Here is a 16,345-nt window from a genome sequence, read left to right as displayed (position 1 = left end):
CAAAAATTCGCGGTAGCGTTTAATGAACTTGTACAAAGCAAAGCTTGGGGAGAAACCCCAAGCTTTATTCAATATTACGATGGCGTTTATGCAGCCAATCAGGGTAAAAGGGGAGCTTTTAATCAATAGGGAAAGTTTGCCAACACGTTTAAAATTTCTCTGAAGTGCTAAAGGATGGTAGTATAAGAAATGCGACGCCTTTTGCTATTAAGGAATTGGAGATAAGCTGAGTTTTTCTAATCTCATTTAAAACCTTTATAATATATGTAGGGTTTTTCTAAATAACGATTAAAAAATAATTAAATAGTGCATTCAATCAAGTCGTATAGACCAATATAAAAAATAGCAAACAATATAGAAGGGGTTTTTGAGCGATGACGACATTTCAGGAATTGGGTATAAGAGAGACAATTCTAAAAGCAATTACCGATATGGGATTTGAGGAAGCTTCTCCGATCCAAGAGAAAGCAATCCCTACTGCTTTGACGGGGAAAGATCTTATCGGCCAAGCACAAACCGGTACAGGAAAGACAGCGGCTTTTGCCATCCCTCTTTTGGAGAAAGTGGATACGAGCCAAAGATATGTTCAGGCAATCGTCATTGCACCGACAAGAGAATTAGCGATCCAGGTATCTGAAGAGATCAATCGTTTGGCCAAATACATGGGGATCTCGTCTCTTCCTATTTACGGTGGACAATCTATAGACCGTCAATTTAAGGCATTAAAAAAGGGGCCACACATTATAACGGGTACTCCTGGTAGACTTTTGGACCATATTCAACGTAAAACACTGAAGTTGGACCGAGTCTCGATGGTTGTTTTGGATGAAGCGGATGAGATGTTAGATATGGGCTTCCTGGAGGATATTGAACGAATCCTCAAAGAAACACCCGAAGAAAAACAAACGATGCTGTTCTCGGCTACCATGCCTAAACCGATTCGAAACCTTGCAGAAAAGTTTATGAACGATCCTGAGCTAATTAAGATGAAGGCAAAGGAAGTGACCTCTCCAAGTGTCAAGCAAGTTTATTATGAGGTTAATGAACGAGACAAATTTGAAGCGCTTTGCCGTCTTCTTGATGTGAATAATCCAGAGTTAGCTGTAATCTTTGGCAGAACAAAAAGACGTGTGGATGAACTAAGCGATGGATTAACTAAGCGAGGGTATCTTGCTGAAGGACTGCATGGCGATTTAAATCAGCGCCAGCGTGATGCCGTCATGAATAAATTTCGTGAAGGTGCCATTGAAATTTTAGTTGCAACCGATGTGGCGGCAAGGGGAATTGATGTTTCAGGGGTGACTCATGTCTACAACTTTGACATCCCTCAAGACCCAGAAAGCTATGTTCACCGAATCGGCAGAACGGGACGAGCAGGTAAGACGGGGTTAGCTATAACCTTTGCTACACCACGGGAAACAAGATTAATTCATAGTATCGAAAAAGCCTCTAAAGGAAAGATACAGCGTAAAACGATTCCGACTTTAGAGGAGGCCATGGAGTCCATCCAGAAAGCGACCGTTGAAAAAATGGTTCAAGCACTTGATGAGGAACAGTATGTACATTTTGAACAGGCCGCAAGCGAATTGCTTGAGCAGTATAATCCTGTAGCTTTAGTGTCAATCGCCTTGAAATTGTTGTCGAAGGAACAAAGTGATGTTCCTGTTCAGTTGACTTCCGAGGCGCCTCGATATTCCAGTAAACCGAAAAAAAGATTTAATGAGAAGCCAAGAAGAAACAATAATAAAGGAAATAGAGGATTTGAAAGAAGAGGCAGACGTTCAAATAAAGCAAAATGAATAGCGGAGGATGATTCCTTATATCATCCTCTTTTTTATTTTTTCTCCCTGCTTCTGGAACTTATTAGCTTTTAAAAAATCTCTATTTTGTCATACAATGGATGTAATAGCTTGTTTGGGACAGACAAAAGGAACTTCTGGGACAGGCTGGTTAACCGTTTAATGTTCGAAAATGACTATCGTTTGATAAAAAGGGCTTGAATCTGCTATAAGTGTAAATGAGCAGGAAGCGAAGAGTTTGACTTGGTATCAATAATGAGGGGAATTGACAGTGAAGATGAACGATAATTTTTGGCGTGATTTACCGCGACCATTTTTTATACTGGCACCGATGGAAGATGTGACGGATGTTGTGTTCCGACATGTCGTGAGTGAAGCCGCCAGACCGGATGTGTTTTTTACAGAGTTTACAAATACAGAAAGTTACTGTCACCCAGATGGGAAGCAAAGTGTACGCGGGCGTTTGGCTTTCACTGAAGATGAGCAACCCATTGTGGCCCATATATGGGGGGATAAGCCTGAGTATTTCCGGCAAATGAGTAAGGGTGTTGCGGAGTTAGGATTTAGAGGTGTGGATATCAATATGGGGTGCCCTGTTGCTAATGTGGCACCCAAAGGAAAAGGAAGCGGCTTGATCCGCCGTCCTGACGTTGCGGCAGAACTGATACAAGCAGCAAAAGCAGGGGGATTACCTGTCAGTGTGAAGACAAGGCTTGGTTACACGGATGTGGACGAATGGCAGGAATGGCTCACACATGTATTGAAACAAGACATCGTTAATCTGTCCATTCATCTGCGTACAAGAAAGGAAATGAGTCAAGCGGATGCTCATTGGGAGCTGATTCCGGAGATTAAGAAGCTTCGTGATCAAGTGGCACCAGATACACTTTTGACGATCAATGGGGATATTCCTGATCGTCAAGCGGGCATGAAGCTTGCTCAGCAATATGGTGTGGATGGGGTTATGATAGGGCGAGGTATTTTTAAAAATCCATTTGCCTTTGAAAAAGAGCCGAAAGAGCATAGCAGTAAGGAATTGCTTGATCTTTTAAGATTGCAGCTTGACCTTCATGACAAGTATTCAAAGGAATTAGAGCCTCGTCCATTCAAACCTCTTCGTCGCTTTTTTAAGATCTATGTTAAAGGATTTCGCGGGGCAAGTGAGCTAAGAAATCAATTGATGAGCACCGAGTCAACAGATGAAGTGCGTGCATTGCTCGATCACTTTGGGCTGGAAGACTGTTGATGAAAGGATGACTGCCGTCTCCGCATGTGACTCACAATTCTGGCAAGGGCACATCAGGTTTCCTTTGGGGGGAGACAGCAAGATGCCAAAACAAAGAAGCCCAATCATGAAGGAATTCGGAGGAGTAGGCTTGATTAAATTAGTTAGGCTTAAGCGAGAATACGTTTTCCGCCTCTAAAAGATGACAAAAGGCCCTCGAAATTAATTTGAGGGCCTTTTGTCTACAATCTGAGAGCACCCATTGAGGTGCTTTTTGTGTTCGATTAGAACAGGGGTTGTACAAATGGTGCAGTGAGCCCGCCTATTTAATCTCGGAGCTTGAGTTGCGTTAATACGGCAATTCAATGGTAAATGTGCTGCCTTCTCCTTGCTCACTTTGTACGCTAATGCTGCCGCCGCAAAGATTGACGATCCGTTTTACAAGTGGAAGGCCAAGTCCGTAACCCGATTTCGAATGCGAAGTGTCCCCCTGATAAAATTTATCAAAGATATGCGCCTTTGTCTGGCAATCCATGCCTGTCCCTTCATCCTGAATAACCAATTGAATTCCTTTGATGACATTTGTAAGGGTCAGTGTGATGGCGCCGCCGTGATGGGAGAATTTTATCGCGTTATCTAATAGATTAAGCCAAATCTGCTGGGTTAATTCGTCATTTCCGTTGTAAATCACTTCATCTAATTCGACATTCATGGTGATGTCTTTTGCCGACCATTTGGGTTCCATTAAAACGATGGTCCTTCTGATTTGCTCATCTAGCCTAAAAGGGGTCTTATCAACAATAATTTCAAGGTTCTCGTATTTGGCTAAGGTGAGCACATTGGTAGAAAGCGCCGCTAAACGCTCGGATTCTGTAATGATAATATCAAGATACTCACGTCTTTCTTCCTCCGTTAGATGGTTTTCCCTGAGAAGTTTGGCAAAACCGCGTAAGGAGACAATAGGTGTCTTAAATTCATGGGAAAAGTTGTTGATAAAGTCGCTTCTTAGTGTTTCAATACTTGAAAGCTCTTGTGTCATTTTATTAAAGCTCTGAGACAGTTCTTCGAGTTCGCCGATTCCCTTGATATTGACTTGAACATTAAAATCGCCGTTCGCTACTTTATGTGTGGCGTCAATGACCTTGCGGATCGGATTGAGTGCTTTTCTGCTAAGAAACGCAGTTAAGGCGGTTCCTAGCAAAATGCAGAGTACAATAAATAAAAATAAACTTAAAAGCGGATTTCCGTTCGTTTCACCACTATGACGTGTTGTATGAGCAGAAAGGGAAATAATGCCCAGATGCTGTAAGAGTATGAAACTGCCCCCAATTAAGCAAAAGGTCGCCACCATAACTCCGAATACAAACATTACCAAAGTTATAGCAAGGCTTAATCGTTTTTTTATAAAATCTCTCAAGTCTTTCTCACCGCCTTATAACCCAATCCACGCACTGTAATAATTTCAAACTCCCTCCAATCCCTGAATCTGTCTCTTAGGCGGTTAATATGGACATTGAGTGTATGGTTATCGGTTTCAGTATCCATTCCCCAAATCTCATCCATAAGCTGCATCCGCGTAAAAATGATATTTGGATAAGAAAGCAGTTTATATAAAAGATAAAACTCTTTTTGGGGCAGCGTAATCACCGTGTCTTCACGGGACACGGTGAGGGCATCATAATCGAGTATGACATGGCCGACTTCTAACTGGCGGTCGCTAGCAATTTTTGCTCTGCGGAGAAGGGCTTTAATACGAAGGACCATCTCCTCCTCGTCTACCGGTTTTGTCATATAATCATCCGTTCCAACGAGAAACCCTTTTCGCTTGTCCTCTGGCTTCTGCTTGGCTGTTACCATCAAAATGGGCAAATTCTCCCATGAAAGTCTTAGTTGGCGTGTCAATTCATAGCCATCCATATTTGGCATCATTAAATCAAGCACGACTAAATCAATATGCTGCCTCTCCATTAATTGAAGTGCAGAGAGTCCGTCCTCTGCGCTGTATGTTTCAAAGCCATGTTGCTTTAATACAGCACACATCAATTTACGAGTGTTTAGGTCATCTTCCACAACTAGCAGTTTGAACATATGAAAAGTGCCTCCATAATCTTAATCATCCTAATTTCTATCATACCTTTGAAAAGTAAACTGAAAATCAACTGTTTTTTTTTCATCCAGTTGATTTTCAGTTTACTTTTGATTGATAATCTAGAAGTGACCCTGGGAATGGAGGAGTGCTGATACTTGAGATTCAAGCTGGATTTTGTAAAAAGAACAAGAGCAGTGTACGGTTGAGCGGGTTCCGTCTGGTCATAGTCATTGGGTAGACATATGTAATCATGACACAAGTACATCAGATTGATTTAGAAAAAATGAAAATAACTAGTATAGGTGGAAACGATGAAAAAAATTATTTTGTTTTCAATTAATAACAAATTTGCCTTATGGATTTTAACACTCATAGTTCTTGTCTCGGGTCTCTATTCCGCTTTAAATATGAAAATGGAGACGATGCCAAATATTACGCTGCCAGTCATTACAATTACGACGTCTGATCCTGGAGCAACGCCTCAAGATGTGGATGACCAAGTCACCAAGCCGGTTGAACAGGTCGTCCAAAATGTTCAAGGTGTTAATACCGTCACATCCAGTTCTAATAAAGACTCATCCTCTGTTCAAATTGAATTTGATTATGGAACTGATTTGGATAAGGCAGAGAGTAATTTGAAGGATGCCATCAGCTCTATTAATTTTCCGGACAATGTCCAAGATCCAACTGTTTCTCGGATGTCCATTGATGCTTTTCCAATTATTACATTAAGTGTAACACAGTCAGGAAAATCCCTCGCTGGTTTAACAGACACCATTAACAATAAATTAGTACCGAGCCTTAAAGGCATTAAGGGTGTTTCAGCAGTCGATGTTTCCGGACAAGAGGTGAATGAAGTTGATCTTTCATTTAAACAAGATCAATTAAAGAAATATGGTTTAACTGAACAGACAGTTGAGCAGGCCATTCAAAATAATAATCTTGATTACCCACTCGGACTGTATAACTTTAATGATTCCCAACAATCGGTTTCAGTTAATGGGAAATTGACAACACTTAAGGATTTGAAAAACTTACCTATAACGATTCAAAGTACAGGAACCTCTCAAGTACCAAGCGCTCAGTCGAATAGTACCTCCTCGATGCAGCCATCGTCCGTTCAGAGTGCGGGAATGTCCAGTCAAGTGCCTGTAACTAAGCTGCCAACGGTTAAGCTTAGCGATCTAGCGACGATTAAAATGGTTGGTAAAACGGAGTCCATAAGTCGAACAAACGGAAAGCCATCCATTGCCGTTCAAGTTGTCAAATCTTCTGATGCGAATACGGTTGATGTGGGAAATGCGGTAAACAGTGAGATAACGAAGATGAAAAAAGACGTGCCTGGACTTCATGTTGTCACGACTTTGGATCAAGCACAGCCGATTAAGGATTCGGTTCATGCCATGCTAGAAAAGGCGATCCTTGGCGCGATCTTTGCGATGATTATTATTCTACTCTTTTTAAGAAACTTTAAATCAACGATCATTTCAGTGGTCTCCATTCCACTTTCTCTATTAATTGGGATTATCCTGTTAAAAGAGATGGGGATAACGTTAAATATTATGACCTTGGGTGCCATGACGGTTGCGATTGGCCGTGTCATAGATGATTCGATTGTGGTTATTGAAAATATTTATCGGCGAATGTCCTTGTCTGAGGAAACATTAAAAGGGCGCGACCTTATTATTGCGGCAACACGGGAAATGTTTGTTCCGATCATGAGTTCGACGATTGTCACCATCGCCGTCTTCTTGCCGATGGGCTTAGTTTCTGGAATGGTAGGTCAGCTCTTCTTGCCATTTGCTTTAACGATTGTCTTTTCACTGCTTGCTTCCTTATTAGTTGCAATTACTGTGGTACCTATGCTTGCCCACAGCTTTTTTAAGAAAGGGATCAACGATAAAAAGAAGCACGATGAAGCGAAGCCGTGGAAGCTTGCCTCCTATTATCGCCATTTCCTTAATTGGTCTTTAAATCATAAGTGGATCGTCTCCGCCATTGCGATCCTTCTACTTGTCGGTTCTTTATGTCTTGTTCCATTTATCGGTATGAGTTTTATTGGATCCGATCAGCAAGAAGCCTTAGAAATCACGTACAGCCCAGATCCAGGCCAAACTCTCTCTGATGTGAAAAAGGTTGGAATAAAGGCAGACAACTATTTTGAACAACGCAATCATGTCAAAACTGTGCAATACTCAATTGGTGGCGGGAACCCAATGTCAATGGGGCAGGGACAAGATAATAGCGCCTTGTTCTATGTGGAATATGATAAAAATACGCCCAACTTTTCAAAGGAACAGACTAAAGTCTTGGCTCACTTGAAAAAGTTAACGACCAAAGGGAGCTGGGGGACCATCAGTATGTCAAGTACTGGAAGTTCCAATGATTTAACGGTTACGGTCAATGGTTCATCCATTGAACAAATTAAGCCAACTATTAATAAAATTCAAGACATCATGAAGAAGAATAAAGATCTTAAGAATGTTGACTCCAGTTTGTCTAAAAACTATGTTCAAAACTCACTCGTGGTAAATCGAGAGAAATTAAGTGAGTACGGACTGACAACAGCTCAAATCGGCTCGACACTTGGACAGAATAATCAACAACAACTTCTGACGACCATCAAGAGTGATGGAAAAGATGTCAATGTCTATCTCAAAAGTGATACCGAGAGCTATAACAGTGTTCACGACTTAACCAATAAAACCTTACAATCTCCACTTGGTAAGAATGTGGAAGTTTCCGAGGTTACCAAATTGGAAAAGGGTAAAACCTCTGATACGATTACAAGAAAAGACGGGGATATTTATGCGAGTGTTACCGGTGAAATAAAATCGAAGGATGTTTCAAAGGTAAGTGCAGCGGTTCAAAAGCAGATTGATAAATTGGCGATGCCTTCTGGGGTGAAAGCTTCAATAGGCGGGGTCACAGCGGACATGAATCAATCCTTCTCGCAATTAGGGATGGCGATGTTAGCGGCTATTGCCATTGTTTACTTTATTTTAGTGGTGACATTTGGAAGTGCGTTGGTTCCATTAGCTATTCTTGTCTCACTGCCATTTGTCATTGTCGGCGCCTTTGTTGGCCTGTTTGTAACAGGTGAAACGATCAGTGTGTCCGTCATGATCGGTGCCCTTATGTTAATCGGTATTGTGGTGACCAATGCGATCGTTTTAATCGATCGAGTTGTGAGAAAAGAAAAAGAAGGCTTATCAACAAGAGAAGCCCTTCTTGAAACAGCCACAACACGACTGCGTCCAATTTTAATGACAGCTATTGCCACCATTTGTGCGTTGCTTCCTCTCGCGTTCGGGATGGAAGGAAGCGGGGGCTTAATCTCTAAAGGATTAGGTATTTCTGTTATCGGTGGTCTAACAAGCTCAACCTTATTAACTTTATTTATTGTTCCACTTGTTTATGAGTTGCTTATGAAGCGCCGGAACAAGAAGCTTAAAGTGAACGGAAAAGAAAACTAAAAAGAGGCAAAGGCCTCATTATTAGAGAGTGGAGGAGCATCTGTATAGGGCTCTCCGCTCTCTCTTTTTTTTGAAAGCATCCATTGAAAACAAGAATCGAGGTAACTTTACTAAGACTAAGCGCTTTGTGACATCTGTTTAGTGCCCGCTTTTTTAATGATTTTGTTTAGTAGTGGGATGAACCAGTAATCCAATCCTATTTTGTGAGCGTTGTTTCCTGTGAATAGAAGGACCATTCCCAGTAATAGCATTTGTGGATTGGTACTCGTTGATCCAGATAAGAGATAAGCAAAATTCATTGTGAGTCCCATCAGGATAGAAAAGGAGGTCAATATCCCGAGAATTAATCCAATCCCTACTAGGAGCTCGCCTAAAGGAATGATCACATTAAAAACAGTAACGTGTGGCAGGGCAAATTCCTTTAAAAAATTCCCCCACCAAGGTTGAACAGCAGCGTGTTCACCAGACATGTTTTTGACGGCTCCATAAAGAAAGCCGCGAGCATCAAAGCCTGATCCCGATAACTTCTCCCAACCCGCTTTTAACCACTGCCATCCCAGATAGAGTCTAAGTACCATAAGCAAGAGAGATACAAAACGGTTCGTCTTTAAAAAATGAATCAGCATGATTAAGTCCTCCTTATTTAATTGATATTGATTATCATTATCAATTAAAAGTTCAGACTTATCAATAGGAAAAAAGTCCGAACTCGTTCAGCTGTATTTTGAAACTAAACCGAATTACGACGCGAATACCGTTAGCCTTGTTTGATTTTCGGGAAAAATAATGGTCTTGAAGAGGTGATTGTTCAAGAGGGCAACCTCGTATCTATTAAAGTTTTACAGTTTGGTTTCATCCGAACATCACGTATAATTTAATTTAGATAGAGGGAGTTCTCAGATGAAAGGAGTGTCGCTAGTTGTTTTTGCGTAAGATTACTCTTTTGAGAGACGACGTGAAGGATTTCAATACCTACCCATTTACTGTTCCTGCTATAAGAGGAATGGATACATTGGACTTAGAAAGTGACGTTACGTTTTTTGTAGGGGAGAATGGTTCGGGTAAGTCGACTTTGCTCGAGGCTATTGCCTACAAGTGCGAGTTTAATACTTCAGGTGGTGGAAGAAACAATCAATATGATGTCGACTCATCCGAAGCGGCTTTAGGAGATTACATTCGGTTATCTTGGTTACCCAAAGTCAATCAGGGCTTCTTTTTAAGGGCGGAAAGCTTTTATCATTTTGCCTCTCATTTGGATCAGCTGTCTAGGGAAGATCCGGACTTTAATTATCAAGGATATGGAGGCAGGTCCTTACACCATCAGTCTCATGGAGAATCCTTTTTATCCTTATTTCTAAATCGCTTCTCAAGTAAGGGGATTTACCTATTAGATGAACCCGAGGCCGCCTTATCACCGGCTCGCCAATTAGCGTTTATGAGGGTCATGCATCAATTGGTGAGTAATGGCCAGTCTCAATTTATCATTGCGACCCATTCGCCAATTCTTCTCGGATATCCAGGCGCAAAGATTTTTAGTTTTGATTCACGTGTAATTGAAAGCGTCAAATATGAAGACACCGAACATTATCAACTAACAAAGGGATTTCTAAATGGAAAGGAGCGATACTTAGAAGAACTGTTTTTGCCCTGAGAGGAGGGTCCAGGATCCATCATGCGGATGGATGGGCCTAAAAGATGGGAGCCACTATAAAAAGGGATGAAGCGACTTGTGGGTTGCTTGATCTTTTTTTCTTGTTTTCTCCAACAAGGGACGAAATAGTGCTAAAATTAAAACAATATCAATCGACTTATGAGTTGCTCAGCAAATGGGACTGAAAGGAGAAAAATGGGAACGGTCTCTTTGGTTAATGTTATCGTGGATTTAGTGATTGTATGTTTGGTGGGATGGCTATGTTATAGAGCTCTGAGATGGTTTAAGCAGAAGTTCATTCATTCGAGTAAAAAGGTAAGGGAGTTAGAACAGAGAATAAGCGAGCTGGAGAAAAAGGATTGACTGATAGGGTTGCATATACAACTCAAACAATTAAGTTGTTTGATAAGGGTGGCTTCTTTTGAACCGTGCATCCCTGATTCAACTCTCCTAAGGGCCCCTCTGCAGAGCCAAGTTAGAACAAAACTACAAAATCATTATTATCAAATTGACGGCTTTTTTACCAACAACATTAGATTAGCAAACTCTCATTCTTCATTAATGGAAGCGTTATCTTTTAAGCTATCTATCCAGTACTGAGAATTGGGGAGGATGACTATGAAAGAAATCACTCATATCAACCTGATGAATTTCGATGAAACACTCGTAACCCAAGAAATGCTAGTGGATTTCCCGCATAGATGGATCGATGTCCACGATATACCTAGTACCCAAGGCTATTGTACGTTTGATTCCTTGGAGGAGATCAGAAAGCGATTAGCGGATATAGATGTCCATTCTATTACTTACATTGGTAACGGAAACTATCATTATGTAACCTATTTACTTTTAGAGAAAATAAAAGAGCCATTTTCATTAGTATTGTTTGATCACCACACTGATGCGATGGCAAACGATATTCCGGGTGTTATTAGCTGCGGGTCTTGGGTCAGCTATTCCTTAGATCACCTTCCTTATCTACAAAGAGTAGTCATAGTCGGTGCTCGCTCGCAGCCTTTGTATTCGGAGCGTGTCATGTTAATAGCGGAAGAGGAACTTATGAATCTTTCAATGAGGGCTGTACAAGAAAGAATTGAACAATTTATCGAAGGGCCTATTTACGTCAGTGTTGATAAGGATGTTTTATACGATAAGGCAGCGGCAACCAACTGGGATCAGGGAAGTATGGGGTTATTGCAGCTTTTAAACTTATTACGAAAACTTGATAGTCGTATCGAGGTATTAGGAATGGATATATGCGGAGAATGGCCAACTCTTCAATATCCTTTTTTGGATAAAGAAACGTATGACAAAATAAGAAAGAATGAACGAGTCAATCGAGCTATTCTAGATAGTCTTCAGATCAACAATAGTCACCATTCCATTCCACAATAATAGTGGGGACAGACCTCGTCAAGCAGCTATTGTTTCAGTAATTAGTGGGGACAGACCTCATCAAGTAGTAATTCTTCAATAATTAGTGGGGACAGGCCTCTGCAAGTAGTAATTCTTTCAGTAGAGGTCTGTCCCCGTTGAATGATTGTTAATAAATCTGACAACTTGGTAGACTCATCAGTTTGAGAAAAGGTATGGTTAATAAGACATTAATCAAGTTGTTATATCGGGAGTTTATGTTCGATCTATTCCGAAAAATCAGCCTGCCATTTTGTTCTTGCCTTCTTTCCCTTTCCCATCATCCAATTTGCTGAAAATGAAAGCTAAAATAGATCCAGAGATATTATGCCAAACACTGAAAATGGCACTTGGGACGGCTGCTAAAGGAGAAAAACTTGCGGAGGCAATTGCTACGCCAAGTCCTGAGTTTTGCATCCCAACTTCCAAGGCAACCGCCTTTTGTTTGGACAATTCCATGCCGAATAATCGAGAAAAGAAAAATCCTAAACAATAGCCAAGTAAGTTATGAAGAACGACTACGGCAAATATGAGTAAACCAGTTTTAGCAATTTGTGGCTGACTGCCGGCAACGACCCCTGATACAATCAAGATAATGGCAATAACGGATACAAGAGGCATGGCTTTTGAACCAGCAGCGGCCTGTTTTCCAAAGAATCTCTTGATTAAAAAACCAAGAATCAATGGAATGATGATAACTTTAACAATTGATATGAATAAGGAAAGAATGCTGACATGTACCCATTTACTTGCCAATAACAAAATAAGAAGAGGTGTAAAGATAGGTGCCAAAATAGTAGAGACAGAGGCAATGGAAACGGCTAAGGCAACATTCCCTCTTCCTAAGAACACCATGACGTTGGATGAAGTCCCGCTTGGACAGCAACCAACGAGAATCACCCCAACGGCCACTTCTTTTGGTAAATGTAATCCGATAGATAATAAGAAGGCTAATAATGGCATGATAATAAAGTGGCCAACGACCCCTATTGCGACCTCCTTAGGTCTGCGAAAGACTTCTTTAAAATCAGCAGCTGAGAGTGTTAATCCCATCCCAAACATGACAATACCCAACAGTGGAACTGTGTAGGCTCCTATCCATTTAAAATCCCCAGGCAGCATATAAGCGAGCACCGCCACAATAATGACCCAAATCGTAAACGTTTTTCCTGCAAATGTGCTTATTTTCTCAACGACTCTCATGATCTTACCTCCAAAAATTGTCGAATAACTTATATTGTACTATAAAATTAGAATCTTTCAACAATATTTATTGTTGAGAATGATTTTAAAACGGTTACAATAGTGAAGCCCTTCATAAAAAGTGAGTAAGGAGAATGACTGGCATAATTCTTGCGGGGGGACAACCAAAAGACACTTGGTGAGAAGGGCTCTGGGAAGTCCTTTGTCAGATGGAAAACTTGTAGATTGTAACACGATCTGCTAATCTTTATGAGACCTTAACACTGTGTTAATTTTATCTTAACGTTGTAATGGTACGATGAATATAGGTTGGATGGCGACTGTGGCCATCACAGGTATTAAGCGAAGGTGGGGCTTATACCTACATAAAATAAATCTCTATCCCTTAACTCGAAAAGGTTGCCTACGCCATGCGCGATTGTTTTCACCTCCCAAATTAAATAAGAAAAAGGACCGACTGAGAATTGATCTCACCGGTCCTTTTTAATTAGTCTCTCTAGAGTTCAGGTAAATTACCCCGTCCTTCTTTAAATGTGTTTTAACCATAAGTGGTTGGGTAAATTAGTGGTGAATTGGATGGTGTTATCTCTTCAATGGAGGTTTATGATTAGAGTGTCACCTTGAATCATTGACCGTTTCTGGAATCTATTAGGTGAAGTTCTATCATTTGATAGAGGCTTTTGGGTATCATCCTTTTGTGGTGACATAAATTTTCAATAAGCTAATTTTTTCATGAATTATAAGGAGAACTTCTATGATAAATCATCATTTAGATATTCATTTGATTGATCCAATCCTTAAAGATGAGGTAGAGCCATTTATTGGGAAGATTGATCAAATGTTATATTATCCGGGTCAATTCCTAAAATCGGTTGGAAGATCCGGTTTATTACTCTCAGCAAAGTTGCCAATTAAAGAGGTTAGGCAAAGAGAAGTACAACTTATAGAAAAAACAGCGACTTATTGCATGACCTCCGCTTTTCTTTTATGGTGTCACTTAGCCGCTTTAACTGCCGTTAGGATGAGTACCAATCCTTATATTAAAGAAGAACTTCTCCCTTTGTTAGAATCGGGAAAAGTACTTGGAGGAACGGGCTTGTCCAATGCATTAAAGTATTATGCAGGTATTGGAACCATTCAATTAAAAGCTGAACGCACAAAAGGCGGGTATTTTATAACTGGCAGTTTACCGAGTGTTTCAAATTTAGGAGATGGTCATTGGTTTACCATATTGGCATCTTTAGATGATCAGCATCGGCTACTAGGCATTTTACCAGCAGAGGCTGAGGGGTTAAGACTTGAAGAAAAGAACGGTTTTGTAGGAATGAATGGTACTCGTACATTCTCTTGTTCTTTTAATAACGTTTTTCTTCCTGATAAATGGATACTGACTGAAGATCCGGATGATTTTATACAACAGATTCGACCGTCATTAGTTCTATACCAAATCCCACTAGGATTAGGGGTGGCTTCAGCATCAATCGATCATCTAAGCGAGGTTCGAAGAGAGAATGCGGACTACTTTGAAGGTTTAAATGTTCAACCTGAAGATTTAGGAAGAATGTTACAGGAAATTCAAAGAACCACATACGATTATTCTAAACTGGCTGATTTAGTCGCGTTTAACCAAAAAATTCTTTTAACTAGATTAGAAATCATTCATTTAACATCTCAAGCTGTTCATAACGATATGCTGTATTCAGGCGGTCGAGCGTATTTAAAGGATAGTGATCCATTTAGAAGACTCCGTGAATCCTATTTCTTATTTAATTTAACACCAACTGTTAAACAGCTGGAAAACCTTCGTCAATCAATGCGGTTGGAAAAAAATTAATGTAAAAAAAGTTGTAAAAGTAAAAGAGAGAGGATTAGTTTCTGGTGGGGATCTAGTACGTAAATTTAACAACCCTAGTCTTTAATACATCTTAAGTTCTTACATTCTAGATTTTAAAAGGGGTTTAAAGCAATGAATATATGGTGGCTATTATTACCTTTGATTCTGATTCATATCGTTATGGCGTTCGCCGCTGCTCCACCAAACGCTGTTGCGAGACGGTTTTTTAAAAGATTTGAGGTGCATCAACAAGTTAATAAAGATACAGCCAGAGTAAAGTTTGGGGATCAGCGATTGGCGGGTGTTAATTCGGAGCAGGTCATTAGCTCCTTTAACAAAGCCACCTTTGGCTATCGCTATTATAAACTTCCAAGCTGTAGCGGCACTCCTTTGGTTATCCATACTAAGGAAGGAAAGCAGGATGTTAGGATCTTTATATATAGTTACGAGAGCCGTGTGGATGTGTTTAAAGAATATAGAAAGAAAGTCGTTATGTATCGGCTTGTTTCTGAGAACCTTCAAAAGTTATCACAGTCAATGGATCCAACGCTAGTTTCTGTATAAGATGTACTGATTTTAAATCAGATAAAAGACGCTTTTCCATTCGGAAATGCGTCTTTTGTGTTAATTGGAACTCTAACCTTTTTTGGAACTCTAAAGCGGTTTGAAGTCTATCTGACAAAAGCCATTAAACCGGAAACATAGTTAGCGTATTTTTCCTATTCAAACTAATAACAACAGCCCGCTAATAAAGGGAACCATGACCATCGCTGTTTTTAAAACCATTTTGGGTAAGAAGTTGGTGAATTTGGCACCGATATAGGCACCGACCATGGTTCCAACAAGCACCTCAATTAATAGGGTGACATCTAAAAATCCCTCTGTCGAAAAACCCGTTCCGCCTCCGACAGCAATGGGAATGATGACCAACATGGTTGTTCCGACTGACTTCCGGAGAGAAAGCCCTAAGAAAGTAAGCAGTCCCAATTGAATAAAAGGGGTTGATCCGATTCCAAAGGTACCAGAAAGAATGCCTGTTACAATGCCAAGGAGTGCTGCTTTTAACACAAATAAATATCGATTTGTACTGGATTCGGTTCGATCATCATTTTTTAAATAGATCATGCGGAAAAGTAAAAGAATAGCTGAAAGGAACAACATCCCGGCGGTTAAATAATGCATGTCGTTCTCTTGAATAAGAGACGCTATTTTCGATCCTCCAAAAGCCCCAATTCCGCCAAATATTCCAACGATTCCCCCTGCTTTTATGGACACATTTCCTTCTCTGTAGTGGCTGATTGCACCGGAAAGACTTGTAAACGCCATGGCTGTCAATGATGTAGCTAAGGCGACATGAATGGGGACCTTAAAGAGAAGCGTTAGAAATGCAATGATAAACCCAGAGCCACCTGCCCCGATAAAGCCCAAAATCGTCCCTAATACTAGCATGGTGAGGACAATTTCCATTTTTTATCAACCCCCATCTTAGACGTATTCATTATAGCACAATGATATTTGAAAATTTATGCGATTTGATTAAGCAAGTGGAGACCAGTGGGGTGAATTTGTGTCGTCTCTTTTATGGTCAATGAGAGGGAAGCGCAGGTCATATGGGTTTGAGACCTCATCCTATACACTTTATTTTTCGAATGTTA

Annotated in this window: 12 protein-coding genes; 7 read left to right on the top strand and 5 right to left on the bottom strand. The window is 40.4% G+C overall.

Annotated elements, in window-relative coordinates; genetic code table 11:
* Positions 1-374: 374 nt before the first annotated feature.
* On the top strand, positions 375-1,799 hold the full coding sequence (gene cshA, locus PU629_RS19215) for a degradosome RNA helicase CshA (protein ID WP_275281648.1): 1,425 nt from the start codon (positions 375-377) through the stop codon (positions 1,797-1,799).
* A 277-nt stretch (positions 1,800-2,076) separates the two neighbouring features.
* Positions 2,077-3,045, top strand: coding sequence for a tRNA dihydrouridine synthase (locus PU629_RS19210; protein ID WP_275284500.1), 969 nt, complete (start codon positions 2,077-2,079; stop codon positions 3,043-3,045).
* 328 nt (positions 3,046-3,373) lie between these two features.
* On the opposite strand, the gene PU629_RS19205 is transcribed toward PU629_RS19210, so the two are convergent.
* Both PU629_RS19205 and PU629_RS19200 read right to left on the bottom strand, forming a co-directional pair.
* Complete coding sequence (locus tag PU629_RS19205) at positions 3,374-4,441, bottom strand: HAMP domain-containing sensor histidine kinase (protein ID WP_275281647.1); 1,068 nt, start codon at positions 4,439-4,441, stop codon at positions 3,374-3,376.
* Complete coding sequence (locus tag PU629_RS19200) at positions 4,438-5,112, bottom strand: response regulator transcription factor (RefSeq protein ID WP_275281645.1); 675 nt, start codon at positions 5,110-5,112, stop codon at positions 4,438-4,440. The genes PU629_RS19205 and PU629_RS19200 overlap by 4 nt, the downstream gene beginning before the upstream one ends.
* A gap of 312 nt (positions 5,113-5,424) precedes the next feature.
* Here PU629_RS19200 and PU629_RS19195 point away from each other — a divergent pair, with 312 nt between their 5' ends.
* Positions 5,425-8,589, top strand: a complete 3,165-nt coding sequence (locus tag PU629_RS19195) for an efflux RND transporter permease subunit (protein WP_275281644.1) — start codon at positions 5,425-5,427, stop codon at positions 8,587-8,589.
* Between the two features lie 116 nt (positions 8,590-8,705).
* Here the strand turns inward: PU629_RS19195 and PU629_RS19190 are convergent, their stop codons facing one another.
* Positions 8,706-9,215, bottom strand: a complete 510-nt coding sequence (locus PU629_RS19190; protein WP_275281643.1) for a DoxX family membrane protein — start codon at positions 9,213-9,215, stop codon at positions 8,706-8,708.
* A gap of 293 nt (positions 9,216-9,508) precedes the next feature.
* On the opposite strand from PU629_RS19190, the gene PU629_RS19185 reads away from it, so the two are divergent.
* Positions 9,509-10,240, top strand: coding sequence for an AAA family ATPase (locus tag PU629_RS19185; protein WP_275281642.1), 732 nt, complete (start codon positions 9,509-9,511; stop codon positions 10,238-10,240).
* 618 nt (positions 10,241-10,858) lie between these two features.
* The gene (locus PU629_RS19180; protein ID WP_275281641.1) at positions 10,859-11,635 is read left to right on the top strand and encodes an arginase family protein; all 777 of its coding nucleotides are present in this window, start codon (positions 10,859-10,861) and stop codon (positions 11,633-11,635) included.
* 258 nt (positions 11,636-11,893) lie between these two features.
* Here PU629_RS19180 and PU629_RS19175 read toward each other — a convergent pair whose 3' ends face one another.
* Positions 11,894-12,856 (bottom strand): bile acid:sodium symporter family protein, encoded by a 963-nt coding sequence (locus PU629_RS19175; RefSeq protein ID WP_275281640.1) that lies wholly within the window; start codon positions 12,854-12,856, stop codon positions 11,894-11,896.
* Positions 12,857-13,610: 754 nt separating this feature from the next.
* On the opposite strand from PU629_RS19175, the gene PU629_RS19170 reads away from it, so the two are divergent.
* Entirely contained in the window at positions 13,611-14,690 is a 1,080-nt protein-coding gene (locus tag PU629_RS19170) for an acyl-CoA dehydrogenase family protein (protein WP_275281639.1), read from the top strand.
* Positions 14,691-14,822: 132 nt separating this feature from the next.
* The gene (locus PU629_RS19165; RefSeq protein WP_275281638.1) at positions 14,823-15,254 is read left to right on the top strand and encodes a YfmQ family protein; all 432 of its coding nucleotides are present in this window, start codon (positions 14,823-14,825) and stop codon (positions 15,252-15,254) included.
* A 159-nt stretch (positions 15,255-15,413) separates the two neighbouring features.
* Here PU629_RS19165 and PU629_RS19160 read toward each other — a convergent pair whose 3' ends face one another.
* Positions 15,414-16,157 (bottom strand): sulfite exporter TauE/SafE family protein, encoded by a 744-nt coding sequence (locus tag PU629_RS19160; protein WP_275281637.1) that lies wholly within the window; start codon positions 16,155-16,157, stop codon positions 15,414-15,416.
* Positions 16,158-16,345: the final 188 nt, after the last annotated feature.

Origin of the sequence: Pullulanibacillus sp. KACC 23026, from assembly GCF_029094525.1 — a bacterium.
GTDB lineage: Bacteria > Bacillota > Bacilli > Bacillales > Sporolactobacillaceae > KACC-23026.
This window is presented reverse-complemented; position numbering and strand designations above follow the sequence as displayed.